Below are 25871 nucleotides of genomic sequence, written 5' to 3' on the forward strand. Positions count from 1 at the left end.
GCTGAGATTACTTAAATCAGGGGCATTCATGAACTTCGCTTTTCGCTTCAGATCGGGTCGACTGCTTCTTGCACTGGGTTTGCCCCTTGCCTTGGCAATGCCCAACGCGACCGTATCGGTCCAGGGACAAACTCTCGTTGAAAATGGCTCAGCTGACCCCGCATCGATAGAAGAAAGCCTGAACGTCTGGGAACGTCGTCTCGTTCAGGAGGGCCTTGTCCTTACCGGATATTACAATGGTTTTGCGGATGGCGAATTTGGTCCAATCAGTCGCAATGCCATTGCAAACTACCAGAAGGATCGCAACAGGCCGGCCTCCGGAAGGATTTCCGGCCAAGATGCGCTCGAATTGAGCGATGTTGCCTTGAACCTTCGCAAACAACTGGGATGGGGGTATCTGGATAACTCGCTTTCCAGGATGACGCTGTCTTATCCTGGCGCAGTTTTGACAAAGCGTGATGAAAATCAGATCGGGGGGGAGACATTACAGTCCGGTGACGGTTCGATTGTGTTGAAAACTGCGCGCTTTGCCAATAGCAGCTCGAGCGACTTCGAGCTTCTTTACGCCAGATTTGTCAATGAAGATGGCAATGCGATTACGTATAAAGTCAAGCGTCCCAACTGGTTTATTGTTTCCGGGGCTAGCCAGAACCGCAAATTCTACACACGCTTCGAAGCGAGCGGCGATGAAGTTCGCGGGTATGATCTCAGCTGGAACGAAGATGAAAACAGCAAGCTGATCGACAATATCTCGGTATTGATTTCGAACAGCTTCCACCCGTTTGGGGAGAACACATCGGATGGGGATCCAAGCTACCCCACATTGATCCGTCTTGCGAATGCTGCGGGTGCCGATGCACCGGCGACTGCGCCACAGCGACAAAGCACGACAGACCAGTCTACGGCATCGGCCGATACGCAACCGTCTCGGACTGCTTCACAATCCACTTCAACTGGGCTTACTGAACAGCGTGAAGATGCCCTTCCTCCACCCACGGATGGCTCCTTGGTCACCACGGACGGAAAAGGGCTGCGTTTCGTCTACCATTATTTCCCGCCGCAGGATGCCAGACTCGATTACGCTTACAAATGGGCGAGCGATACACATCTTTTCCTCAATATTCCGGAGATCAATGCGCTGGACGGGCTTTTTGTGACTCCGCGGCAACTGCATTATGTCACGCGCCAGTGCGATACGATAAACGCGTTTTACGATCCGCAGAACAGCGCCATTTTCCTATGTTATGAGATGATTGACGATCTCCTGAAGATGGGACAGGCCTTGTCGAAGGATGCTTCTGATCCTGACAGCTTGACCGTGGAATTCGTCAAGAACAACCTTCGTTTTATTCTCCTGCACGAATCCGGCCATGCCTTGATAGACCTGCTGGATATTCCCGCTGTAGGGCGAGAGGAGGATTCCGTTGACCAATTGGCCGCTGTCCTTCTGCTTATGGGTGTTGATACCCGTGAATCCAGAAATGACATCGCGCGTGTCCTTCAGCTGGCGTCGGTCTGGTTCAAGATCAACAGCCAGCTGGCAAATACGCCGGATGTTCGGTCATTTGCTGATGAACATTCCCTCGATGCGCAACGTTATTACAATCTGCTCTGCATCGTTTATGGGCGAGATCCAGAGAATAACCGTGCAATCGTGGAAAACGGTATGCTGCCAAAAGAGAGGGCTGCGCGCTGTCAGGACGAGTCATCGAAAATCAGCCGTTCATGGGCGCGCTTGACCGTGCCCCATTTTTCCCCGCGATTCAAACCAAAGGAAGATGACGGTCAGCCCCCCGCGGGAGCCACACCTCCAGGACAACCTGCCGCCAGAAATCCGCTCGAATGGGATCGCAAGTCAAATCCGTTCGCAAACTAGGTTACAGACCCATCCAGTTAAATATTGGGAATTACTGATCGAAGCATGAATCATTTGTCGGGAGGAACTGATTTACATCCAGCATACAGGTCAGCCGCTTTCTGGGACGGCCATAGAAAGGGATTGAGGTATGCTGTCAAGTGAACACTGTAAATGGTATTATTTAGGAGTTAATACTCATATGAAACGTTCCAGTCTTATCCTTGGTTGCATGATGACCATGCTAACGACATTGCCTGCGGTCTCATCAGAAAAGCCTTTGATAGAAATGACCGATGTTGATCGTGACACGGTACCGGCTGGCACACCCGCTGCGTTTGAAGTTGCATTTCCACAAGCAAGCCAGAATGAGGCGGTACGCAAAATTGGAGACGACAATTTTCATTTCGTACCTCTTGCATTCATCCCGCTCTCCGACACGAGAACCGCCCTTGTAAGCACCGGTGCAAATGAATGTACAGGAGCCGCCTGTTCCGGGATGAACGCGGTGCATTATCTTGATCACGAAGCCGGAGAACCCAGATATCCGTTCACACTTCGTGGGGAGTGGTTGAACGTTGGAGCCGTTGGGTCTGTCGGGAATCCGGCAGAACGATGGGGATGGTCATCGGATATCAGTGATGCTCCGGTTCTCTACACAGAAGGTGGCGGTGGTGGACAAGGGCTCTTTTGCTATTACGCCATTCTGACTGAGCTTACGGATTCGGGGCCTGTTGAGCTCGCCAGGATTCCAATCGAATATTCCAATGCGAGCAGCGACGACAATTCGGCACAGATCAACGGTGCCATTACTGCCGCTGAGAAAGGCCGGAGCCTCACCGTTTCCTATAAGAGCGGCACGGAGACGTTTCAGGAAATCTACCATCGTGCAGAGGACGGTCGCTTCAGGCTTGATGGACAGACACGCGTTCCAAGCTGCTGATTAATCCCCGTCTCCAGAACATGGAGACCTAAACTTGATCATACATCTTCTTTAAATAAACCGCTGATAGACAGGTGAAATCAATGCTTGCAAACGTATTCCCTATTCTGCGTGTGATAACAATGGTGTCTTGCGTCACGGCAACGGGTGTGGCGATGGCCGAAACATCTGCGGGCGAGGATATGGCCGTAAAGGAAATCAGCCAGTTGTCCGAGGCCGATCTTGATATAACAACGCCGGGTGGAAAATCTTTCATCCGGAAGATTGCATCCGAAGCAGGTACGGCCTGTGCATTGCCGAGCGACAACCGGCTCGATTTTGAACAGATCTGCTCATGGGCGCTGTCTGCAGAAACCGGGTTCGACATTTTAATTGGCATAAAGGACAACAGGATCGTCAGCTTTGTTTCGCCTTTCACGCCTGAAAAGGACAATCTGTGGGAATGCAAAGCCACGCTGCAGGACGTACCTGAGAGCGATATGAAAACCTGTAATGTCAGGTCCGCTTCCCCCGAAAAACGCCAGCATTGGGCATCAAGCTGGGCAAGCTATCTGGACTCAATCAACTAGCAATTTGCCAGGATAGTTAAACCGGTATCGCCCTCACAAGCGAGCAAGCAATCAGGAATTCCCCTCAGCTCTATCCAACCTTTCCTGACCGGTGGGGTAGAGCAATCTGTCTCTTGATGATCTCGCTTCTTGTAAGCATGAGCGCGCGCCCGCCTTGAGCGGCCGAATGTAGTCTAGTTGTTGCCAGAATCCTCAACGTATCGCGAAGTTGCCAACAGGTACGAGTCGAGATCACGGGATCGCACGGCGCGGGACGCGCGCGTCATTCCCGGACTGAGACTTGCCGCTCCAGGTCATGATTGCGGTTAATGGTCCGTCTGGCCTGGCAAAATGCGCACATCCTGCGTCACAGACCGCGTCAGGAATATCTGCGGCCTGTGTCGCACCAATAAAGACACCCTCTTGCCAGATTCTCGCCCACTCCTGTTCGTCATTTGCAAGTTTCGCCCGTGCGGCTTCCAGTTCCGCGCGGCTGTTTGCAAGGATCGCTTGGGCATCTTCTTCGGTGAGCTTACGACACAGTTGTCCAATCATAACCAGACGCTGGATACGGGCATCAGTTCTGGCGATACCTTTGAACCTCTCTTGTGCCAGCGATGCCGACATTGAAATCTCGGGCGCTCCTGCGATCACCATTAGAAGGAAAACCGGCAGCCAAACATTTATTGGCGCTTGAAACCATTTCATCTTTCTCTCCTGAGGAGCAAACTGAAGGACTCACCCCTAGGAGACACCGGAGCTCCCCACGAAGGAGGACGTATCGCCTGTATAGAGAAAAAGGCACTGTTGTTTCAGTGTTACTGAGTCGACGATATAACTCAATTCATCGCCGCTGCTTGCTGAGGTATGTACTAAAACTTGGGGAAAAACTGTATCCTCACTTTCGAACCGGCCCGAACTGTTGTGTTAACGGGGCCATAGTCAGGGTTGAAAGTCGGGTGCCAAGCTCGGAGCACTTTATCCGATAACCATTCCAGCTCGAGTTGCTCGTCCGCTACCTTGCTGTCGAATTGAACCATTGCATTCACAAAAGAGTTGCAGGGTTCTGATCTGCCGGCCTCCAGCACTGAAACCTGCACCATTTCGGTCCACTGCAAAAATGCACCTGCTTGCGGACATCTGCGAACCTCGACGTGGACGAACTTGTTGGGAGATGGCAAATCGACGACGATTTGGTCGGGGCCGCATGCCGTCAATATGATCAGCAGACAACAGAGATACATGTTTTTCATTATCATCAGCGAAACCTCTGTGTTCGAAAGATAACAGGCTCATTAATGTCCAGCTGACCACATACAACACTCCAGCTGCGGATATACCAGGCCATCTTGATACCGCTGAAATTGATCGTAAGCCAAAATCCCTCCTCTGCCCAAGAATACCGCACCTGCAGCGATCAAACCCTTACGCCAGTTTTTCATATCGATCACTATCAGTCTCTGTAGCAGGGTTTGATTTGTTTCCTGGAAAAAGAACCTGCGTTATAAGTGTTAATGTTTTGCACCGGAGGTTTTGGAGATAGCGTTAACCACCCGGCCTGCAGTTCATCTCGGTGAAGGCAGCGAGCTCTTTCTTGTCCATGCTAAAGCCGTAAGCCTTGATGGTGAGCTTGCCGATCATCGTATCGTTACACAACATTATTGAAGTGGGCTTTTTACCGGAAATACTCATATCGCAAATCGCACCAACGCTTTCGTCGTTAGTTTCGCCCTTACTTCCGATGAGCAGATCGCAGTTCAGCTTTGCTTTAATACCAAGCTGGTTAAGATCGCTCTCAAAATCGCCGGCACGTTCTGATATCTCTTGTTGATCAGTGATATCGCGGACCTTCAGCGTTTCGGCAACTATTGGCGCTGTCGAAAAAATCAACCCTGCGGCCATCACGCTACCCAATTGGAAATACATGGTTTCTTCTCCTACACGTTAGCCACATCTGCAATTCCAGAACAGATTATGAATACAATCACATTGCCTGTGTCTAGACATTACGTGTGTACGTGGCGCGATTTGTTCGCCTGTTTGGGGTTTTTGATTTAAAGCCGAGATTCTCGGTCTCCGCTCGTCACAGTAATCTCCCTTCGAGGGAGGTGTGATGCGGGCATTAATAGTCGATCGGCAAGCGCAGCAACTTCTTGATGCCGCGGCAGCTGAAACTCAAACTTTCATGCCATGGGCCTTCCTTTGTCAGACGACCGCTTTGCAAAGAATCCGAACCGGGAATTGCGCGAGACGACGGCCTCAGTTTGACCAGTTCCGAACGCTGGATGCGAATGATCACCGTTCCAGAACAGTCATCCGCGTCGCAAAGTCATCGCAAGAGTTTGTCACCGCTGGACAAATGAAACCCTCATCGTTTATGCTCGTGTGGTCGATGTTATGGCAAACTAATGAACTCACACGTCTGATTCTTCGCATCTCGGAACATCTCACCAGCTAGTACAGCGAACGCTGGGAAGAAGCCACCAAAATCGAAAATGAGTTTCACAACGGCTAGGGCGCCTTTCGAAAAGCAACCGCTAGCGAACAGAAATTATTATTATCCTCTCAACCGACGTTACTTTTTCTGCAGCGCCTTGACTTGCAGAGCAATACTTCCGCGATCCAGTTCCGAAACAATTATCTCGACGGGAACCTGTGGTTTTAAACGGAAAATTTTTGCGCCAACTCGCTGATAAGCCTGATCAGGTGTTTCAATCCTGCCCACGCAGTTCGAAACGAACTCCGCGACTGCTTTAACCGTCGAATCTTCCAGCACGCACGACCAACTCACCGAGGATACATTCGTGCGCAAAACAACACGGCAAAAATTGCTTCCAGTTAAGGTGAGCTTTGATGGGTAAACGTCCACATCCTTCGGCGGCACGTTAGCAGCAACATTTTTAAAGTTAACTTTCGATTGTTTGATGACCTGCTTCAACGTTGAGCAATCCTTCCGAGCATCTAAAGCATAGGCTGAGCTGGATGTGAAAACCCCAACCGATACAAGTGCGGTCATGAACAAAGATTTCATCAGAACCTCCGAATAGCTGAGGCATAAACGATAGAAACCGATCAAACTATCATGTTTATGCCGGACCAAAGCGTGTTTCTGAATGGGTATCCGATCAACGCTGAGAGTTGGCTCGGTTTGTTTGAACAGTTTCGGGCGTCTCGTTAAGTGGATTTCCGCCTCGATTATGCCGCCACCATCATCGGTGCCAGCGCGTTGAAGTAAGCCTGATCCGGCGACTGCCGGTCAAGAGATGAATGTGGACGTCGAGTATTGTAAAAGTTCAGATAACGACCGATCCCTGCGCGGGCCTCGGACACGGTCTTGTAGGCGTGGAGGTAGACCTCTTCGTATTTGATCGACCGCCAAAGCCGTTCGACGAAGACATTGTCCCGCCACGCGCCCTTGCCGTCCATCGAGATCGCAATCTCAGCTTTCTTCAGCACCGCCGTGAAGTTGATGGATGTGAACTGCGATCCCTGGACGCCCTTCTGTTTGTCAAGCGACGATCCTGGTTTGATTGATCTGCTTCTGGCGACGCATGATGATGCCGAAGACTTCCCGAGCGATGTAACGTTTCAATGCCCGGATTGCATCGAGCTTGGAGTGGCCCGCAGCCATACGGCGAGCGACATACTGCTTTGTCTTGTCATCGGTCCTGAGGCGGCCAATTGCAATGATATGGAGGGCGCTATTGGCAAGCCGGTCGCCGCCCCGGTTCAGACGATGTCTTGTGGTCTTTCCTGAGGATGCTGGCACAGGGCTGACGCCGCAGAGCGCCGCGAAACTTGCTTCTGACTTCAATCGCTCGGGATTGTCGCCGGCGGTGAGCAAAAGCTGCGCGGCGCTGTTGTGTCCAATTGAATTACGTTCGACAAGGTCCGGAGCCAGGTCTTCGACGATTGCAGCGATCATCATGTCGAGATCGGCAATCTCATCATGCAGTTCGAGGTATCTGCGACCAAGCGACTTCAGGGTAATCCGATACGCCGCTTCCACATCGCGATAGGCTGTCAAGTCCGGACGCCAGGCGGCAAGCAATCGAACCAGTTGCATGCGGGTCATGCGACGCAGCTGATCCCGCAACACGTCGGGCGCTGCGATGATCGTATTCTGGATTAATTGCAAGGCTATGCGCCGAGCGTTGACTGCCGTCTTTCGGCAAGCCTTTAAAACTCTGAGAGATTCCACCATGCCGTCCCGGCTTCGAGGTGTGACGGTTCGCCGTTCGGCAAAGGCGGCATGTGCCGCAGCCTGGGCATCGAGATCATCATTCTTACCCCGTCTTCGACGGTCGTGACGATCTGGTGTGGTAACTTCAAGGACCTCCACGCCCGCGGCCTGCATATATCGCAGCAGCCCAGCACCATAACTGCCTGTGCACTCGACACCGACGCGCTGCAACTCTCCGAATGTCCGCATCCAGGCAAGCATCAACCGATAGCCGTTACGGGTCGTCGGGAAACTGCGCGTCTCAAGAACGCGGTCGTAATCATCGACGACCGCTGCGACATGTAAATCCTTATGGGTATCGACGCCGCCGACAACATGACGCGCTGGCTTGTTCTTCTGTTCCATGCCGTAACCTCTGGAGTTTGACCGCTATCGCACGGCTCAACCACGGGCATATGCATGGACAGGACAGTCATGTGACCAACGCGGTCAGGCCCTTCTTGGGTCACAAGCAAACGCCGAGGCAAAGCCTCACCGCAAGGCGCTCCCGGGCGGCTGACAGGTCCAGGGAAAGACACGCTGGTCGATCGGAGTGTGGGTCAAGCCACACCTGGACGCCTTGCAGCGCCAGCCTACCAAGCGATCGATCGGTGTTTGAGACAAACCGCCCGGGAACTGGCTATCATCTTCTGACTGTCGGTGTTGAATATGTCCGGCTTTCCATAGCGAGCCAGCGCTTCCTCGACCGCTTCGATACAGAAGTCCGCCTCCATCGTGATCGATAATCGCCACGACAGAACGCGACGGCTGAACCAGTCCACGACGGCGCAGAGATAGACAAATCCGCGAGCCATCGGAACATAGGTCAGGTCCATCGCCCATACCTGATTGGGCCGGGTAACCGCCAGCTTGCGCAGGAGGTAGGGATAGATTTTGTGACCTGGCGCTGGTTTTGACGTGTTCGGGCGACGATAGATCGCCTCGATACCCATCTTCTTCATCAGCGTGGCGACGTGCAGCCGCCCAGTTTCCAGGCCTTCTCCCTTCAAAAGCCCTTGCAACATCCGACTTCCCGCGAACGGATATTCGAGATGCAGCTCGTCGATCCGGCGCATCAGGGCAAGATCGCCATCAGATACTGGACGCGGCGAATAGTAGACGCTGCCACGGCTGAAGCCGAGGAGCCTGGCCTGCCTCACGACCGACAGCTTGTGCTCGCGGTCGATCATTTCTTTCCGCCCAGCAATCCCGCCTTGCCGAGCGCACTGGATATCGTAGCGGGGTCCGTGGCCCCAGTGGGGCCGCGTAAGCCCCAAGCGAAGCATCGTTCTCCAAGGTCAGTTCGCCGATCTTGGCGTGAAGCGTTTTCACATCGATGCTCGGTCCGGCCGGCTCCGCCTTCGCTTCATCGCCGAAAACGCCTGTCGCCCCATCAAGGAGCTGGTCTTTCCACTGCTTGATCTGATTGGCATGCACGTCGAACTGCTGAGATAATTCCACCAGTGTCTGCTCACCTCGGATCGCGGCAAGCGCCACTTTTGCCTTGGAAGCCGGGCTATGGCTCCGGCGCGGTCGTCTCGTCATGGTATCTCCTGTTCCTGGCATCTAAGCCAAACTCAGGCAGAAATTCCACTTATCCGAGCTGTGCAGATTTCCCGAGCCACCTCTCTGCGATGTGAAGGCGACATTGACCAGCGGGATGGCTTGGTAAACGAACAATAAGTGGAGATTAGGCTGGGTTTGCAATCCTGTAGGGAGCGCGCTGACGTTCATTATGGCTGGCGAACCGGCCGCCTGGGTAGGACTCGTGCCACGACAAACTAGGCGCCTCGCTTGCTGCCCCGGGACATGCTCCGCAATGTCCTGATCGTAGCGGTTGCGAACAATTCACTCTGGGCACAATACGCTAAACGATGGCCGGAAATTAATTGATTGCCATTCAAGATTCTTCGCAGCTGTTTTCGGCTAAGTGCGATATGGGCAACTGGCACCTACTGTGAGAGGTGCAGAAAATGCATCAGCAACCGTGGAAACCCACAATTTATTAGTAGAATTTCCTCGTTAGGTTGGTTTATCTTGGCTCCATCAACTTCGTGGGGGCGTCGTTTGCAGAAATCCAATCAATATGATGCATCAGGATCGCTAGCCGGTTATCTTTTTCAATGTCGGCTCGCTCTACTGCTTGCGATCCGTGAGATGAAGATTAAACCTAATTGCCATATCTCGATCGAAAAGTTCGACGATATAGCTTTCCATGAAGAAGATCTCGCGCATTGCGTCGTCCAAGCCAAGCATCATATCGGTCCGAAGGACGTCACGGATAACAGTGTCGATGTCTGGAAAACCCTTCGCATCTGGATTTCACAACTAAAGGCAGGCTCCTTTTCGAATGCCGATACGCGGCGGTTTCTCATTACGACCGCGACAGCGCCTGATGATGGGGGCCTCGCCATGCTACGCGCCGGCTGCGGACCTGCGGAACGTCAGATGGCAAGACAGCGACTGGCAACGGCCGCGCGCACATCAACCAACAAAACATCGGAGGCGGGCCGTAACGACTTTCTAGCCTTAACCGATGAGGAAGCCGATGTGTTGCTCGCCACAATTACCGTGGTGGATGGCGCGCCAGATCTGCACAACGTTCTCGACGAAGTCGAAGGCGAGCTTCGCATCCTGTCGGCCAGTTCCGCCGACAAGGTCGCGCAATCGCTCGAAGGCTGGTGGCTTGGCGCAGTTGCGAAACGCCTCGTTGGCTCCGAGACATCCGATATTCCGGTCCAGCACATAGCAATCAAGGCACAGGAGTTCGCCTCATTTTACGGACCGGTTGGCCTTCCTGTGAGCGATCCCAGCGAGTTCGGCGAGCGGCCCTATTCGATTGAGGACGAAGACGAGACCTACGTCAAGCAGATGCGTCTAATCCAGCTGTCGGAGACGGCGATAAAGCGCGGAATTCAGGACTTCTATCGGTCGAACACTCAGCGATCAAAATGGGCGAGAGAAAACCTGCTCCTTGACGGCGACGTCGCACGATATGAGGCAAAGCTCCAGGATTCCTGGGAGCGCAAATTCGAGGAAGAGTGTGGCGAAGCCCACACGGCCGATGATGCTTCGAAGAACGCGATGGGGCGAAAAGTATTTCACTGGGCAAGCCAGCAGCAGATCGAATTCCGCAATGTGATCGAGACGTGGATCACGGCGGGATCATTCCATGGATTAGCTGACCGGGTGAAGGTCGGATGGCATCCGAATTACATAGATCATCTTTCGGTCGGAGTTGATGATGCCTCGGCTTGATACCTGGGCTCGACGCCCTCCTGAGGAAGCAAACCTCTTCGGCCCCTCGTTTCTCTGTGCGCTTTCGCACGAATTTTTACGCGGCTTCACCAAGGATGGCCGTGATGGAGCGTCGCTTTTCCTGCTGATTATTGCGCTATCGACCGCCTTGCATCGAAGCAGCCGGGAGCGGCTGCCTTATTCGACGGTCACATCACTATATGCGTGGATTCAGGATAACGAGGATCTGCTCATCGGATTCGCGTCGAGAGCGCAGAACCTGACGCCCTATTTGAAAGAGAGCGTGCTCTTCGGGTTCGCGACAAAGACGATTACTGTCGACGATGAGGGAAACCTTCGGGCCGGCGAACGCCGTGCAACTTTTCCAAAGTCGTTCTTGGACGACACCACTGCAGAAACTAAAGAAATCATAGATAGATCAAAGTTCATGGGTAGATGGCTTGCAAAATCCGGATCTGAAACCTCCATCGCAGCGGCGTTGGGAGTACGTCCATGAGTTTCATTATCAAGGCAATTGTCATCTATAGCCACGTCGGCGAACAGCAGATCGTTCCGTTTCGTGAAACCGGTCTGAATATTATCACAGGCAAATCCAAGACCGGCAAATCGGCGATCATTGATATCGTCGACTACTGCCTTGGTCGCGGTAGCTACAATGTCGCCGAAGGAACAATCCGCAAGAAGGTGTCATGGTTCGGTCTGCACATTGCCAAGGGCGAGGACGAGGTATTCATCGCCCGTGACAACCCAGGTCCGGGCGCGGGCACGGGTTCCAAGGTGTTTTTCTGCCGCGGTCAAAACCTCGCCTATCCCTCCCTTGATGAGATAACGAAAAACACCACCGAGGAGAGCCTCAAGGAGTTCGTGACGCGATTTGCGGGGATCCAGGAGAATGAGCACCGACCAACTTCAGGCACCCGACCGCCATTGGAAGCAGATATCGGACACGCGCTTTTCCTTTGCTTCCAGAAGCAGAACACCATCGCCAGCCAGGACCAGCTCTTCCATCGGATGAATGAGCAGTTCCTGCCTCAAGCGATGAAAGACACCCTCCCGTATTTTCTCGGTGCCGTCGATGAAGATCATTTCCGGCTTTTCGCGGAGTTGGACGAACTCCAAAAGAAGTTGCGGCTTCTAGAGGCTCAGCAGGCTAAGCACGTGCAGGCAGTTGATGTCAGCCGGTCGCGATTGACGAGGATTCTGAACGAAGGAAAGAAGGTCGGACTGATCCGACAGGACTATCAGGCTGTGGACGATAGTGTTTTCGCCTTCCTGGCAAGGATCGGGGAGAGCGCTATCGATCAACCCGACCTCACATCCGATTTCGGCGAGACCATTGCGCGCCTCCGTGGGGAGCAGAGCACGCTTCAGGAGCGTCTGGGAGATCTCAATCAGGACATTCGAGCCGCACGAGCCTTTTTCTCCGACCAGACCGAATATTCCCGCGAGGTCAGCGAACAGCGATCCCGCTTGAAGAGCATCGAGCTGTTCAACTCCGACATCGAATCGCCGGACCAATGCCCCTTCTGCGATTCGCATCTGGAGTCCCCTCTTCCACGCGTTACGCAGGTCCGGGACTCGCTGCGGCGGGTCAGCACCCAGCTTGATGGCCTTTATCGCGACAATCCCCATATCCAACGGCATATCGCTGATCTCGAAAGCAAGATTGGCGAAGCCACCGACAATCTGAAGCTGGTTCAAAGGGAACTCCAGCGCGCTGTCCTCGATGATGAGGCCGCCAAAGCCCGTCAGGACCTGATCGTGTCGCGCGGCCGCTTCCTTGGTCGGCTCGCGGAATTTCTTGAAGCGATGGCGCCGGATCGGGACGATCTGGAGCTTGCAGCGGAGATCGAGCAGATCAAAGGCTTGATTGCTGCGGTTCGCTCCCGCATCAACAGCGACGATATAGAATCGCGACTGCAGACGATCCTGAGCTTCATCAGCCAGAAGATGACGGACTATTCCGAGCTGCTTGACCTGGAACATAACGGCAGCTCGCTGCGATTGGACGTCAAGAAGCTCACGGTGGTCGCCAACACTGTTGATGGCCCAATCCCATTGAACCGAATGGGAAGTGGCGAAAACTGGGTGGGCTATCACGTGCTCAGCCACCTTGCGATCCACTGGTGGCTTCGCGAACGGGACCGCCCCGTACCTGGCTTCCTCATTTTCGATCAGCCCACACAAGCCTACTATCCGCCGGATATCTCGGAAGGCGGACTCGAGCAGATTGAAAAGGATGCTGACAGGGCTGCCGTCAAAGCCCTATTCAAGCTGATGGCCCATGCTTGCCAAGAGATCAAGCCGGACTTCCAAGTAATCGTTCTTGATCACGCGCACCTCACTGACGATTGGTTTGAAGACTCTATCGTGAGGGAGTGGCGGGGAGATAGCGCACTCGTGCCATATCATTGGCCTGAAGGATAAACGATGCCCGAAATTCTCGTAAACTTTAGTTTCGATTTGTCCGACGATCATGCTGCGGTTCTCGCTGACACACTGGGCTGCGCCCAAGAAGATGTAGGAGAAATTCTCCAGCTGTATGCGCCGGCAGCCCTAAGAGAATACGTTGAAATGTTCGCTGGCCAGGCCCTTACAGGGGTGGCAGATATGCGCGAGCGTCGTTTGGCGGAAATCCTACGTGCGTTGCCTACCGAAAGCTTCCCAACAGACGAGCACATCGCCCGTCTGTTTAATCTTACGAGTTTGCAAGGCCGAGCGCTTCTGCGGACAACGCTATCCCGACATCGGGCGCGTCTGAAAGAAACAATGGAGGCGGCGGCCCGCCGTTTTATCGCAGCTTGTGAAGGTGAAGACGGCGCTGAGCGAGTCGCACGGTTTCCAAACGCTGTAGTGATCGAAATGCTCAACGCTCAGCTGTCTGCAGCTGTTGCCCCGCGCAGCCCGATTAGGCGTAAGCCGGGGACTTTTGACACATATCTTGTGGCAAATGGTGCCTTCATTGAACTCCAGAATCTTTATCCATGAGCACTTCAAATCATTTGTCTGACGCCATATCCGCGGCAAGCCTCGTACTGGCCGTCCTTACCGCTCTCTACACTCTCTGGCTACCGGATGTAACAGCTGCACTTGATCTAAAGCCCGCTGCCGACCCTGACGATCGAGGACCTCAACGAGCGAAGATTGTGAGTGCTATACTGAGTAAGGCTTTGCCGCTTGCATTCGCGGCCCTAGCTTCAATCGCAATACTGGCACCACGAGGGGCGGCCATCATCATTGAAATATGGCATCATCACGCCGAGTGGGCGTTTGACGACGTCAAAGCAATGTTCGTGCTCACGCTCGCCCTTACGCTGCTGCTAACTATCGCTTCGGTGAAGCAACTCCTTCGGCTTGTCGCTAAGTATGTTAAAATATTTCGTTCGTAATTCGTGCAAAATCATTCAAAAGCGCCTGGGTCAGACACGTGTCAAATCACTCCCCACGCCCGAAACCGCCCCCTGCCGGTCATTTCGCGCAGATTGAGCTCTTCGACAAGGCGAAGTGCGGCACGGGGCGTGATGTCGAGTTCGGTGGCGATCATCCCCGCCGAAACCAGTGGCCTCGCCAGCACCAGCTCGATGAGTCCCGGCAGATTTGACGAGGCCCGCCTGCCCTTCAGCCGCCGTTCCAGCATCTGGCGTGCCAGCAGCAGCCGGTCATGCTCCTTGAAGCCGAGCTCGATACCGGCCAACAGCCCGTCGAGACTGGCGAGTAGCCGGGTATCAAAATTGCGATGACGCCGCCGTTCGACACGGATGGTTTTCAGGCCGGCATTGAAGGCGAGCAGATGCGCCTTCGTGGTCAGACCTTCGCGCCGAAGCAGGGATGCGGCCAGCAAGCGGCCAAGCCACGGCGCCCGCTGCAAAACCGCGAGCTCGTTCCAGGCATCGAGTGCCAGGATGGCCTGCAGCACCGGCGGAAAATCGCTGATCGAACGTAACACCGTCCGCCATTCGTCGAGCCGTTCCTCTTCATCCCAGTCGGGATCGCGGATCAGCGGGTCCGCCTCCCTCCTCGGCAACCACTCTGGCTCCTTCGCCCTGGCCAAAACCGTTTCGGAGCGTGCCAGCACCGCGTCGATGGCGTCGAGATCAACGCCGGGCAGGTCGAGCCCGTCATCCAGACGATTTTTTCTCCCCTCCCCGTTCCGATGCTGCCCATCGACCGTCGCATTCGGCACCACAGCGCTTTCGAACTCCGCGGCGATGCCCCCACCAGGCGATGGTGCAGGCCACGCCTGCCCGCCAACCCGAAGGCTGCGCAAACCGTTCGGGCTCAGCGCCCAATCGGGCGCCTGCGCCACGATGCGTCGCCTTGTCTGCAACACATCGCGGGCAATGGTCAGGGCGTGGCTCGGTGAGCGGATATCGCGGGCTGCTTCATGCAGGACGAGATCTTCCATCTCGACGAGTTCGCCGTCGAGCCACAGCGAGGCGCAGGCATCGGCAAAATGCAACCGTTCGATCAGCCCTGTGCCGACCGGCGAAGAAGCAAGACGCTCATCCAGACGCGCCAGGGCTTCACTGGCACGGGCCAACGATGACAGCAGGGTCTTCAGAGGCAATTGGTCGAGATCGTAACGCATTGAATTTATTGTAAACAATTTTTCAAACGGACACCAGAGAATATTTACTGTCCGGCACTGGCGATGGTGTCGGGATGGGCTAATAACCTCCGATAAGTACCTCTTATCGAAGGTGATATGTACGAGGCACTTGTACGTGCTGTAAAACAATGGTATCAATGGCGTACGGCCAATTTCGGAGGTCCCGATGCCCCAGACAAGCTACAAGATCAGCGAAGCCCGCAAGAATTTCGCCGAAGTCCTCGATCGCGCCAACCAGGGCGAAGAGATCGTCATCATGCGTGGCAACGAAGTTTACGCCCGCATCGGTCCAGCAGCTGACGGTGGCAAGCGCCCATTTGGCCTGTTGCGCCATCGTCGCCTGCCCGACAACCTGTTCGATACAGTTGATGCAGAGCAGGCGGCGATCGATGCCGGCGACTGGAATGATGATACCGGCGTCTGGCAAGGCAAATCCAACAATAGCGAAAATACGCAATGAAAATCCTGCTCGACAGCCACGCCGTCTACTGGTGGACAATCGGTAGTGATCGCCTGTCCACGAAGGCACGATCGCTGATCGAGGACAAGGCAAATGCTATCCTCGTCAGTGCGGTCACGTTCTACGAACTGGACAACAAGATGCGCCTGAACAAGCTTGATCTCAAGCCCCAGGAACTGCGGGCAGCCGTCACGGAAAGCGGCCTGCAAACACTAGCCATCACCGATCTGCATGCCGAACTTGCAGCAAATTTTGATTGGGAACATCGCGATCCGTGGGACCGGATTCTCGCCGCTCAGGCGCGGCTTGAGCACTGCACTTTCATCTCGACGGATCTGGCCTTCGACGCGATTCTGCATGAGCGCGTCTGGTAAGGGCAGTGGCGGGGAAGGTATTCGTGGACATTGCCGAGGCAGCGGAGCGATTTGAGGAACTGATCGACATCGTTTTGCGCGATGACGAGGTTGTCATCTGTCGAGCTGGCGATCCTATTGCCGCGATCGTGCCAATTTCGCAGAACGGCCAGGGCACATGGGATGAAGTCTGGGCGCTGGCGCTTAAGGGAAGGCCTGCAAACACGCACCAGACTTCGAACCACGATGAACTATATGACGAGAACGGACTGCCGAAATGAGCAGCTCGTCGTCAAGTTCGATTGAAAAACGCACCGAGACTTTAGATACGATAGCGGCTGTTCTGCCGCTGAGCCGCCGCGGCAGGCTCGCCGGGATATTGACGGATGAGGATGTCGAAACGCTGCGTCATCTGGTCAATGAAGGCATGGGCGAAAACACGCTGCGGGCCCTGACGTCGGACCTGGCCTATCTCGAAGCCTGGTCAATGGCCGCAACCGGCAGACCCCTCCCCTTTCCCGCACCGGAAGCCCTGCTCCTGAACTTCGTGGCCCATCATCTGTGGCGGCCGCAGCAGCGCGAAATCGAACCCGAGCACGGCATGCCGTCCACTGTGGAGCAGGTATTGCGCAGCCAAGGCTTTCTGCGTGTGTCCGGACCGCATGCGCCGGCAACCGTGCGCCGGCGTCTGGCCAACTGGTCGACGCTGACCCGCTGGCGCGGCCTGGAAGGGGCGTTTTCGTCACCGGCCGTCAAATCGGCGATCAGGCTTGCGGTCCGCGCCATTAACCGACCACCAAGCCGCAAGAGTGCCAGCGCCATCACTGGTGATATCCTCGGCAAGCTGCTGGCGACCTGTTCCGGCGAGGATCTCACCGCTTTGCGGGATCGGGCCATCCTGATGGTGGCCTTTGCCTCGGGCGGACGAAGGCGCAGTGAAATTGCGGGCTTGCGCGTAGAACAGTTTGTCAAACAGGTGCCTGTCACTGACGACGATGGTTCTCCCCTCCCCTCGCTCGCCATTCATCTCGGCCGGACCAAAACCAGTGGCGCCGATCAGGACGAGATGGTCTATCTGACCGGACGACCCGTCGAAGCCCTCACGCGCTGGCTGGAAGCCGCCAAAATCGACAAGGGCAGCGTGTTTCGCAAAGTGGATCGTTGGGGCAACGTTTCCGCGCGGGCTCTGGAACCGAGCGCGGTCAACCGGATCGTCAAGCAACGCGCGCAAATGGCTGGTCTCGATGCAAGTGAATTCTCCGCGCACGGCCTGCGCTCCGGCTATCTCACCGAAGCAGCCAATCGTGGCATTCCGCTGCCCGAAGCCATGGAACAATCCCGCCATCGCTCCGTCCAGCAGGCCTCCAACTATTACAACAACGCCAAACGGCGCAGCGGGAGGGCGTCGCGGCTATTGTAATGAGAAACTGACCATAATCCATCGCTCAACAGCCTCTCATCTACTTAATAGGAGACGCTTCGCTGTGAGATTATATTGCATAGGCCATGTACTCTGTTGCCAATATACCTTCCCCGCTTGCTGATACCCAGTAATGTGGTTTTCCCTCCAGTTGAATGCCCTCGCGGAACAAGTCCCAACCAGGCGGCCATGTCGCGAGTCCTTTTGAACTGGCGACCCGTTCCCGCTGCAGCCAATAGCCCAGTAGCAGTCAATGCCCCGATGCCGGGAACAGTCATGAGGCGACGGGCGGTATCGTCCGCGTTGGCCGCTGCTTCGATCTGACGGCTCACTTCAGCAATTCTTTGCTCAAGATAGCGAATGTCCTCGAAGAGAGACATAAGCAACTGCCGCATTGGTGCCGACAGGTCGTTGTCCTCATCCTCCAGGACCCTCGGCATGTCCGCCTTGAACTTACCCGCCCCTGATGCATCGCAATGCAGTATTCGAGGCAGAAGGCGCGCATCTGGCATATAACCCTGGTGCGCTGAGCCAGGAGGCGGTCTCGTACCTCGTACTCTATGCAGTGCCTGAACATCGATCTGATCAGACGTACGCACCTCGACAAACCGCATTGTTGGCCGTGTCACGGCCCCGGCTATAGCTTCGGCATCAATGATGTCACTTTTGTTGGATTTGACGAAGGGCTCCACAAATTTTGCAGCAACAATTCGAACTGTGTGGCCAAAGCCTTGGAGCTTCCTCGCCAGCCACGGTGAACCGGGGCATGCCTCTATTCCAACGATTGTCGGCGTAGCTCCTTCGAAGAATTGCAGGACAGTGTCACGCCGGAAAGTCGCCTTTTGTATTGGATGATGACCAGCAGGGTCCAATCCGACGACGTGGAACACGTTCTTGCCAATGTCGACGCAATACGGCTGCTTCTCGGGATTTGTTACGAACGCTCATGACGATCCTCCCTTTTTTGTTCGTCTCCCTTATGTGGGGTGGAAGGACGAGGCGAACCATCCCATTAAGAGCGCTTGTCGACACTATTAAGTCGGATTGGAAAGTCTCGGTACAACGCGCCTGTTCGGTGCTCAAGATTGACCGGTCACTTTATGTCTACAAGTCAAGGCGCGACGAGCAGGCTGAACTGAAGGTCGGGAACAAGAACATCTGTCAGACACGGGTTCGTTACGGGTATCGGCGCGTGCGGGGTGCACCTCACGCGAGAGCATTGGATGGATATGGCTCGATACTCCCTATTATCTAACCCCGAGCGATCCCGTCGGCGAGGAGGCGTTTGCTGTCATTCGTGAAGCAATGAAAGCCGAGAATAGGGTGGGTATATCCCGGCTGGTCCTGTCTCGTCGTGAGCGGGCTGTAATGCTGGAGCCCAGAGGTAAAGGGATAGTTCTCTGGACGCTGCGCTATGGCGATGAAGTACGCGACGAGGATTTATATTTTGCAAGGATCGGCAATGAAAAAGCCGGCTCCGATGCGCTTCCTCTGATTGAGAAATTCATAAAAAAGCAAACACGAGATTGGAGCCCCGACCTGGTTCACGATCCAGTGCAGGAACGCCTCCTCGACATAATCGCAGACAAAAAGAAGTCGCTGAAGAAACCGGTAAAAGCAAAGTCCAAAAAGGCCGAAACGGAACCAGCCACCGGCAATGTCATTAATATCATGGATGCACTGCGGAATTCTCTGAAGAAAGAAACCAGCAAGACGAAATAGGCTTTGGAGCGAGCAAAATGGCCCAGAAGAAAAATCCATGGTCAGATCCCGATCTGGTACGGGAAAAGGACGCAACCGACCCATCACCGGTCGAACCGAGGGACCATCAGGAGAAACCCACGCACGAGCAAACAAACGCGCCGGGCAATCCTAATATACGGGTACCTAAAGAGCCCTACCCTGACCGATCGAAAGATTGATCAAACCAATAATCGCCTTTCGCTGAAACTTTTTGGTGGCTGGCGAGTTGTCACAGATAGAAAAACCCGCCGCAATAAAGAATTGCAAGCCGGTTGCTTCTTTGTCGAAAGGAGATACTCAAAATGAACTCCATTATCTATTTAGTCGGTCTAGTCGTTATCGTGTTGTTCATCCTCTCTTTTCTGGGATTACGCTGATGGTAGATCCAACTATTGTAGAAAACACGAATGATCGCGGCTACGTTGACTGGGCCGCCATCTTCGCTGGCGCCACAGTCGCATCTGGTGTTATGGCTGTCCTCACCACCTTTGCCAGTGGTCTCGGTTTAAGTTCATTCTCCGTCGATGAAGGGGGAGACATAAGCGTAGTTTGGCTCGTGGTCACTGCGCTTTTTATGATCATATCAATGGTCGCTTCCTACATGCTTGGTGGCTACATCACCGGAAGAATGCGGCGACCTGCTGGGACAGCTACACGCGATGAATTGACCGTTCGAGACGGATTAAACGGCCTCGTTGTATGGGGCCTTGGCACAATCATATCGACGCTGTTGCTCGTTAGCGCTATCTCCGGCGGCGCAAAAGCAGTTGGAAGTGCCGCTGAAACCGCTGTGCAGACCGCAGGAACTGTGGCTGGTGCAACTGCGCAAGGTGCTGGTCAATTAGCTGGTGGACTTGCTTCAGGCGCCGGGCAAGCGGTGTCCGGGTTAGCCCAGGGCGCAGGTCAAGCGGCTGCTCCATCCGTTGAACAAATGTTGCCAGAGGGTTTGAAAACAAACCCGTTGGATTACCTCACGGATAGTCTCCTGCGCACGGATGGCCAGGGTAGCTCGGTGGTTGGCCAGGAAGCCCAGAATATGGCGGATTTCCAACGTCAAGTCAGTGGTATCCTCGGAAATCTCCTAAGCACGGGTGAAATCTCCGACGCGGATCGTACATGGCTCACTAACCAGGTTGCTAGTCGAACTGGCCTTAGTCAAACCGACGCACAGGCGCGTGTAAACCAGTCCGTAGAGCGTGTGCAGGCACTGCGCACCGAAGCTCAGGCCAGAGTGGAAGAAGCGAAAAAGGCGATTGCTGACGTTCAGGCCCAGGCTGCAAAAACCGCGGAAGAAGTCAAAGCAAAGGCAGCCGACGCAGCTGAGAAGGCCAGAATAACTGGTATTCTGACGGCGTTCCTCCTTGCGGCATCTGCGCTCGTTGCAGCCGTGGCCGCGTACATCGGTGCGGTCCATGGCGGTCGTCATCGTGACGAAGGCCGCATCTGGGGTGGTTTAGCCTATCGCAGGTAAGAGCGACATTACGCAAGAAGGGCTTCGGAAGAATCCGGAGCCCCATTTTTAGATCAGTCGGCTTAAGATCCAACAGGTGCTCGCGCTGCAAATCGCAGCGAAATCCGTAAGTTCGCTAGCTATAACGGTTAAGTCCATCCACCGCCCAACTTCGCGGAGTTTCAACCGTCTTTAACGTCACAGGTTATGAAAGAAGTCAAAAAATACCATTTAAAGCACGGCGCGCAATCGGCGTGATACCGGGGACCTTGCAGTCTGCCTAAGCAATCGCCCAAACTTTGGAATTGCGCCTGGCAACGGACTTTTCAGATGAGAGTGCGGATCAGTTTTTGGACCTACTTCTGAGGTTAGATCAGGCCGAACAGGGGCGCGACCGACGACGCTGTCCTGATCGACGCGGACAATCTTCTGAAGTAGTTCTCACGGTAGATATCCATTGCTTTGGATTTGGCCAGAGCCTTCACCTCGACTTTCGATACCTTTCGCCCCTCCAGGCGGACAGCGTAGAGAGCGTGATGCCCATATTCGTCGCGCCGCCGGCTCTTTCGGACGGTCGACGTATCCGTCCTCTTCCGAGGAGACAGGCGGCATCGCTTTAGCAAAGGTTCCCTTGGCCATTGTATTCTCCTTATTTTGTCTGTTGGATTGCGTGCCTGAAACTCGATGATGGAGTGAGGACACGAACGGTTTTTCTTGAGGAAACGTCTAGCGGTGGGTTGCTCGACCAACGAGCAAGCGTCATTATCGCCATACGTCCCCTCAAGACAAAGGTAATTCAGTAAATGCTCGTAAGATGGTCAGGCTTCGGAATGGTATCGGTATTTGTGCTGATTGCAGGGATGCTTGGAGCGACTTTCCTACTGCGGCCGTATTTCATGCAGAGCATGGCGCTTCATCCAGCCGCTTACGTCGCCAACGGTATCGGTCTGATCGTCGGTGCCGCTGCAAACCTTTTTGTGGCCGCAGCTTTCAAGAAAATTTCAGCGGACACTTATCACAGCTTCATGGGTATTAGCATGGTTGGGTGGTCGGTGATTGGTGCCGTTGGTGGGGCAGCTCTCGCGGTTTACGGCTGGACGCTTTAAGCGATTTGGCAGCTGGTTGCATATTCCCTGGATTGTGACATGATGAAAACGCGCTGTTGAAGCCCCCGCTTTTCCGGCGCAACCTCGGCAGCCCCCGCGCCGAGGTTTTTTGTGGCAAATTGAACACCACGCTGAAGGCGGAGCAGTCTTGCTAGGAAGCAATTTGGGTTATGCGATGCAGCGCCGATCTGCGCTTACATATTGGATTGGATGACGCCGATATTCGGAGCCGCACGGTGCTATCCTTTTGTCAGGCGATGTGGCACCTTGGAGCGAGATTTCCAGTCAACTCGCACCCACACCGTATCACTCGTGCCGCATCCCGGTTCTGGTGGCTGCGATTGGAATTTCGAGCAGCGAAGCAAGTGATGCGCCATCGTTGAACACTGAAGTGTCTCGGCAGCCTTTAGTAGGATGTTCGCCGCGACACACGCGCAAGCAAGTATTCCCGCTAAGAAGTTATGAGGCCAGGAGACAAATTGTCAGGAAACCTCACCAAGCGAGCATCCGGTAGACCACCATCAGCTGGCTCTGACACCACTGTCCCGTCACCAGTTCTGATTACTTGGATGAAGTGCAACCTACATAGTCATTATGCCAGCACCACTACGCGGACGCTCCGGCTGACAAACAACATTGGGTTTCGCAGTTGGCATTGGCTAGCACAATTTCAGCGAGCTTCCAGCATCTTCGAAGCGTTCAATCCGGAATATGGTCGAATTCCGGCGGAATTAACAATATCAAGCCAGCACCGATGAATAGAGTTCCGGTGCGACTAACAGGAAGTTCGCCAAAATCATCAGGACGTTCTCCCACGGTTTTGTTCTCACCAATAAAAAGCCGGAAAGCGCAGCGCCAACTCTAGCAATCCTCACCGGTAAATATCGTAATCAGCTTCCATTGGTTGGGAACCTCGGCTTCTCGCATAGCCATGCCCTGCATGGGTTGCGGTCGCGATGATACCGGGAGAAAGGCAGTCCCCAATGCGTTCGACGGTTTCCAAACCATGATCCATCCATTGATGTTTCAAGGCTACCAGATCATGCCAGAGTTGATCGTTTGGCAGGCGTGAGGTGACCGGAACCAGCGTCGCACAGTCGATCGTCCGTATTTTTCCGGAATAGGAGCAGGCGATATTGAGCGTATCGTTCGTCCGTCCTGCAAGCTGATGCAGCGGGATAATCTCAACGCCTTTTTCAATCAGGCGACGCTGCACGCGAATCTGTTCGAGCGTGTGTTCTGTCCATGGCGCGACAATCGAGGCAGGAGTGATGAAAGTCACGGATCGCCCTGATGAAGCGATAAGCTCGGCAAGAACGCTCGCCATATAATAACGATCGTCATCGAAGACGACGACCGGACCATCGTTCGCAAGCGCAGCCACGCCGTTTTCGAGCAGTGCATTGACGCCGACTGTCGTCCCCTCTGCGAGATAATCGAGCGGGTCACGATGAACCCGCCCCACACCATCGTTACGCCAGCGCGCCCCTGTGGCGATTGCTATGTGCGGGATGCCAAAGGAAAGAACATCTTCCGCGCTAAGCCGGCTATCAAGATAAAGTTGCGCGTTGGATGCCTGCCGCAATTGGCCAAGGCGCCAATCCCGCACACGGCCCCAGGCAGCAAGCCCGGGAAGGCGGCATTCCTGCGTAACGCGACCACCCCACTCTTGTGTAGCCTCAGCCAGCGCCACCTCCGCGCCGCGCTGCGCCATGGCGCGCGCCGCTTCCAACCCGGTGGGGCCGCCGCCAATAATGAGCACCGATTGCTGCTTCTGCAGGGGCGGAATGATTTCCGGATGCCAGCCCTTGCGCCATTCTTCGCCTATCGTCGGATTTTGCGTGCAGCGCATCGGGGCAACCGTATTATCGCTTGCCGTGCAGATGTTGCAGCCGATGCATTCGCGGATATCGTCGATACGGCCATCGCGAATTTTCGCTGGCAGGAAGGGATCGGCAATCGATGGCCGCGCTGCGCCGATCAGATCGAAAATGCCCTTCTTGATTGCACGCACCATCGCGTCGGGGGAAGTGTAACGCCCTACCCCGACGACGGGTTTCGAGGTGAGAGGTTTTACGAAGGAAACAAACTCCTCCTGAAAGCCTTCCTGCGAGAACCGGGAGGTCTGACTGTCGTTCGACCAATTTGAAAGGTTAACGTCCCACAGGTCGGGTTCGTCGGCCAGCGCTGTTATAACATCGCGTCCTTCACCGTCATGGGTCAGATCTTCCGCGCCCAAAAACTCCTCTACGGCAAATCGCACCGCAATGGCGCATTTATCGCCTACTGCGTCGCGCGTATCGGCAATCACCTCGCGAAACAGACGCAGGCGGTTTTCAAAGCTGCCGCCATATTCATCCGTGCGCTTGTTATAACGGTTAAGCAGGAAGTGCTGCAGAAGCGTCATGTCGTGACCGGCATAGATATAGATGATGTCAAAGCCCGCACGCTTGGCGCGCAAGGCCGCATCGCGATGCCATTTGCGGAATTGGGCTATGTCGCTTTTATCCATGGCGCGCGCCTGAACCGGATCTTCCACATCGACCATAATGTCGGACGGTCCGATCGGTGAAAGTCGCGTCAGTCGGTTGGCGATGTGGATGCCGTTGTGCACGAGTTGAATGGCTGCGAGGCTTCCCTGCTCATGCACAGCCTCCGTGAGCTGGATGAGACGAGGAATGTCCTTGTCGTCCCACAGCCTGCCCTGATTGGACGGCGTTATGTCGGAAGTGGGATGGATTTCGGTTTCCTGTGTGGCAATGACACCCCAACCGCCTTCCGCCTTCATACGCCGCATATGTCGATCAGCGTCGGGATAGCGATGACCCATGCCGCTGCAATGCGGCACCTGATAAAAACGGTTAGGCGCGGTGACCGGACCGATCTTGATGGGTTCGAAGAGTATGTCGTAACGCGGGTCGCGCATGGGCATAATTCCATTGTTCCGGAAAGCGCAGCTTCGCTTTGCCGGTTAATCACTATTGGTTTGTGTTTCACGCAAAGTCTTCAGCCTCCGCTCGACACACTTTGGAGCCTAAAAACGCTCTGCAAGCGGGGGCCAAAGAGATATCCCTGCCGCCCTGTTGAAACTCTCCCTGAGCAGTTCTTTATGCTGAAAGCTATACACAGACGCACTATTATGCAAGTGCATAATAGTGCGTCTCCATGCTTTGCCTTTGCCCTCATATATGCGAGAGATAATCCAAAGGAGAGTTGCGCTTCATGACGAGCCTGTTCAAACGCGCCCCAGAAAGCGAACGCCGACGCGAACTGATTGAAGCGACATTGGAATGTATATCCGAGGTCGGGATTCAGGCCACGACCGTGCGTGCCGTTGCCGCTCGTGCGGGCGTAACAAACGGGCTGATACGCCATCACTTTGAGAACAAGGCCAATCTCATCGTCGAAGCTTATCGTCGTACAATGGAGCTGATCACCGCTTCCAGCATGGCGATATTGGAAGGGCGAGAGGGGAAACCGCATCAGCGGCTATTGCAATTCATCAAGGCAACACTGGAAGGGCAAGCCTCCGATGATCGGATGCTGTCGCTTTGGGCCACGTTCATCAGTCAGAATCGCGTGGATCCGATGATCATGGCGGTGCGCGATGAAAGCTATGCAAACCTTCGCAGGGCAACCGAGCCGCTTCTCGCCGAAGTTTTCACCGCCGAAGGACGCGCGTTCACCCCTGCGGAAATCGAACGCGCCGCCATTTGTGTGCACGCCATACTGGATGGTCTGTGGCTCGAAGCTTGCCTCGATCAGAGGCGCGAGAAAACGGATATGTTTGTGCAGCTTGCAAAAGAAATGATCGAAAAGGTTCTGGACACCTCTCTTTCCGAAGATTGAGCCAAGGTCGATCATTTCGCGATAGGGGCCTGCTGACTGCCTCAAGAAGCTTCCC

At 54.6% G+C, this 25871-nt stretch carries 23 protein-coding genes and 3 pseudogenes; 16 read left to right on the forward strand and 10 right to left on the reverse strand.

What is annotated here, in order from left to right:
- Positions 1-28 precede the first annotated feature (28 nt).
- From ACOWVS_RS18825 to ACOWVS_RS18835, 3 genes are all read left to right on the forward strand, one after another.
- Positions 29-1876: a DUF4344 domain-containing metallopeptidase gene (locus ACOWVS_RS18825; RefSeq protein ID WP_075041728.1), complete on the forward strand. Its 1848-nt coding sequence runs from the start codon at positions 29-31 to the stop codon at positions 1874-1876.
- Positions 1877-2057: 181 nt separating this feature from the next.
- A complete protein-coding gene (locus ACOWVS_RS18830; RefSeq protein ID WP_247644422.1) occupies positions 2058-2798 on the forward strand; it encodes a hypothetical protein in 741 nt (246 codons plus the stop codon).
- Between the two features lie 83 nt (positions 2799-2881).
- A complete protein-coding gene (locus ACOWVS_RS18835) occupies positions 2882-3367 on the forward strand; it encodes a hypothetical protein (protein WP_247644423.1) in 486 nt (161 codons plus the stop codon).
- Positions 3368-3598: 231 nt separating this feature from the next.
- On the opposite strand, the gene ACOWVS_RS18840 is transcribed toward ACOWVS_RS18835, so the two are convergent.
- The 7 genes and pseudogenes from ACOWVS_RS18840 to ACOWVS_RS18870 all read right to left on the reverse strand — a co-directional run.
- Positions 3599-4054, reverse strand: a complete 456-nt coding sequence (locus ACOWVS_RS18840; protein WP_075041730.1) for a hypothetical protein — start codon at positions 4052-4054, stop codon at positions 3599-3601.
- Positions 4055-4218: 164 nt separating this feature from the next.
- Positions 4219-4605 carry a hypothetical protein gene (locus ACOWVS_RS18845; RefSeq protein WP_075041731.1) on the reverse strand — a complete coding sequence of 129 codons (387 nt, stop codon included), beginning with the start codon at positions 4603-4605 and terminating at the stop codon, positions 4219-4221.
- Positions 4606-4891: 286 nt separating this feature from the next.
- Complete coding sequence (locus tag ACOWVS_RS18850) at positions 4892-5272, reverse strand: hypothetical protein (RefSeq protein ID WP_075041732.1); 381 nt, start codon at positions 5270-5272, stop codon at positions 4892-4894.
- Positions 5273-5921: 649 nt separating this feature from the next.
- Positions 5922-6377, reverse strand: coding sequence for a hypothetical protein (locus ACOWVS_RS18855; protein WP_247644424.1), 456 nt, complete (start codon positions 6375-6377; stop codon positions 5922-5924).
- 164 nt (positions 6378-6541) lie between these two features.
- Positions 6542-6838 (reverse strand): annotated as a pseudogene (locus ACOWVS_RS18860) (transposase); the annotation flags it as partial.
- Between the two features lie 16 nt (positions 6839-6854).
- Entirely contained in the window at positions 6855-7934 is a 1080-nt protein-coding gene (locus tag ACOWVS_RS18865) for an IS110 family transposase (protein ID WP_075041734.1), read from the reverse strand.
- A gap of 269 nt (positions 7935-8203) precedes the next feature.
- Positions 8204-9113 (reverse strand): annotated as a pseudogene (locus ACOWVS_RS18870) (IS3 family transposase); the annotation flags it as partial.
- Positions 9114-9725: 612 nt separating this feature from the next.
- On the opposite strand from ACOWVS_RS18870, the gene ACOWVS_RS18875 reads away from it, so the two are divergent.
- Genes ACOWVS_RS18875 through ACOWVS_RS18895 form a run of 5 tightly spaced genes read left to right on the forward strand, consistent with a single transcriptional unit; the run spans position 9726 to position 14215 of the window.
- The gene (locus ACOWVS_RS18875) at positions 9726-10826 is read left to right on the forward strand and encodes an ABC-three component system protein (RefSeq protein WP_075041735.1); all 1101 of its coding nucleotides are present in this window, start codon (positions 9726-9728) and stop codon (positions 10824-10826) included.
- On the forward strand, positions 10813-11322 hold the full coding sequence (locus ACOWVS_RS18880; protein WP_075041736.1) for a three component ABC system middle component: 510 nt from the start codon (positions 10813-10815) through the stop codon (positions 11320-11322). The genes ACOWVS_RS18875 and ACOWVS_RS18880 overlap by 14 nt, the downstream gene beginning before the upstream one ends.
- On the forward strand, positions 11319-13253 hold the full coding sequence (locus tag ACOWVS_RS18885) for a DUF3732 domain-containing protein (protein ID WP_075041737.1): 1935 nt from the start codon (positions 11319-11321) through the stop codon (positions 13251-13253). Before ACOWVS_RS18880 ends, ACOWVS_RS18885 begins: the two co-directional genes overlap by 4 nt.
- Before the next feature lie 3 nt (positions 13254-13256).
- Positions 13257-13814 carry a hypothetical protein gene (locus ACOWVS_RS18890; RefSeq protein WP_075041738.1) on the forward strand — a complete coding sequence of 186 codons (558 nt, stop codon included), beginning with the start codon at positions 13257-13259 and terminating at the stop codon, positions 13812-13814.
- The gene (locus ACOWVS_RS18895) at positions 13811-14215 is read left to right on the forward strand and encodes a hypothetical protein (protein WP_075041739.1); all 405 of its coding nucleotides are present in this window, start codon (positions 13811-13813) and stop codon (positions 14213-14215) included. The genes ACOWVS_RS18890 and ACOWVS_RS18895 overlap by 4 nt, the downstream gene beginning before the upstream one ends.
- A 41-nt stretch (positions 14216-14256) precedes the next feature.
- Here the strand turns inward: ACOWVS_RS18895 and ACOWVS_RS18900 are convergent, their stop codons facing one another.
- Positions 14257-15423: an RHE_PE00001 family protein gene (locus ACOWVS_RS18900; protein WP_075041759.1), complete on the reverse strand. Its 1167-nt coding sequence runs from the start codon at positions 15421-15423 to the stop codon at positions 14257-14259.
- 178 nt (positions 15424-15601) lie between these two features.
- On the opposite strand from ACOWVS_RS18900, the gene ACOWVS_RS18905 reads away from it, so the two are divergent.
- From ACOWVS_RS18905 to ACOWVS_RS18920, 4 genes are read left to right on the forward strand one after another with little or no spacing between them, the layout of a single operon-like run.
- A complete protein-coding gene (locus ACOWVS_RS18905) occupies positions 15602-15895 on the forward strand; it encodes a type II toxin-antitoxin system Phd/YefM family antitoxin (protein ID WP_006469786.1) in 294 nt (97 codons plus the stop codon).
- Positions 15892-16269, forward strand: a complete 378-nt coding sequence (locus ACOWVS_RS18910; RefSeq protein WP_006469785.1) for a type II toxin-antitoxin system VapC family toxin — start codon at positions 15892-15894, stop codon at positions 16267-16269. Before ACOWVS_RS18905 ends, ACOWVS_RS18910 begins: the two co-directional genes overlap by 4 nt.
- A 23-nt stretch (positions 16270-16292) precedes the next feature.
- Positions 16293-16529 carry a type II toxin-antitoxin system Phd/YefM family antitoxin gene (locus ACOWVS_RS18915; RefSeq protein WP_006472886.1) on the forward strand — a complete coding sequence of 79 codons (237 nt, stop codon included), beginning with the start codon at positions 16293-16295 and terminating at the stop codon, positions 16527-16529.
- Positions 16526-17668 (forward strand): site-specific integrase, encoded by a 1143-nt coding sequence (locus tag ACOWVS_RS18920; protein ID WP_006469783.1) that lies wholly within the window; start codon positions 16526-16528, stop codon positions 17666-17668. Before ACOWVS_RS18915 ends, ACOWVS_RS18920 begins: the two co-directional genes overlap by 4 nt.
- Positions 17669-17712: 44 nt before the next feature.
- Here ACOWVS_RS18920 and ACOWVS_RS18925 read toward each other — a convergent pair whose 3' ends face one another.
- Positions 17713-18558: an IS110 family transposase gene (locus ACOWVS_RS18925; protein ID WP_006469782.1), complete on the reverse strand. Its 846-nt coding sequence runs from the start codon at positions 18556-18558 to the stop codon at positions 17713-17715.
- A gap of 313 nt (positions 18559-18871) precedes the next feature.
- Between ACOWVS_RS18925 and ACOWVS_RS18930 the strand changes: the two are divergent.
- The 3 genes and pseudogenes from ACOWVS_RS18930 to ACOWVS_RS18940 all read left to right on the forward strand — a co-directional run.
- A pseudogene (locus ACOWVS_RS18930) lies at positions 18872-19390 on the forward strand (Ku protein); the annotation flags it as partial.
- A 397-nt stretch (positions 19391-19787) separates the two neighbouring features.
- Complete coding sequence (locus tag ACOWVS_RS18935; RefSeq protein WP_006472883.1) at positions 19788-20882, forward strand: hypothetical protein; 1095 nt, start codon at positions 19788-19790, stop codon at positions 20880-20882.
- A gap of 809 nt (positions 20883-21691) precedes the next feature.
- Positions 21692-21967 (forward strand): hypothetical protein, encoded by a 276-nt coding sequence (locus tag ACOWVS_RS18940; protein ID WP_006472882.1) that lies wholly within the window; start codon positions 21692-21694, stop codon positions 21965-21967.
- An 871-nt stretch (positions 21968-22838) separates the two neighbouring features.
- Here ACOWVS_RS18940 and ACOWVS_RS18945 read toward each other — a convergent pair.
- Positions 22839-24899 carry an FAD-dependent oxidoreductase gene (locus ACOWVS_RS18945; protein WP_075041741.1) on the reverse strand — a complete coding sequence of 687 codons (2061 nt, stop codon included), beginning with the start codon at positions 24897-24899 and terminating at the stop codon, positions 22839-22841.
- A gap of 290 nt (positions 24900-25189) precedes the next feature.
- Here ACOWVS_RS18945 and ACOWVS_RS18950 point away from each other — a divergent pair, with 290 nt between their 5' ends.
- Positions 25190-25816 (forward strand): TetR/AcrR family transcriptional regulator, encoded by a 627-nt coding sequence (locus ACOWVS_RS18950; RefSeq protein ID WP_039853426.1) that lies wholly within the window; start codon positions 25190-25192, stop codon positions 25814-25816.
- The last annotated feature ends 55 nt before the right edge of the window (positions 25817-25871 follow it).

It is taken from the genome of Brucella sp. IR068 (assembly GCF_049065885.1).
GTDB classification, from domain to species: Bacteria; Pseudomonadota; Alphaproteobacteria; order Rhizobiales; family Rhizobiaceae; genus Brucella; species Brucella intermedia.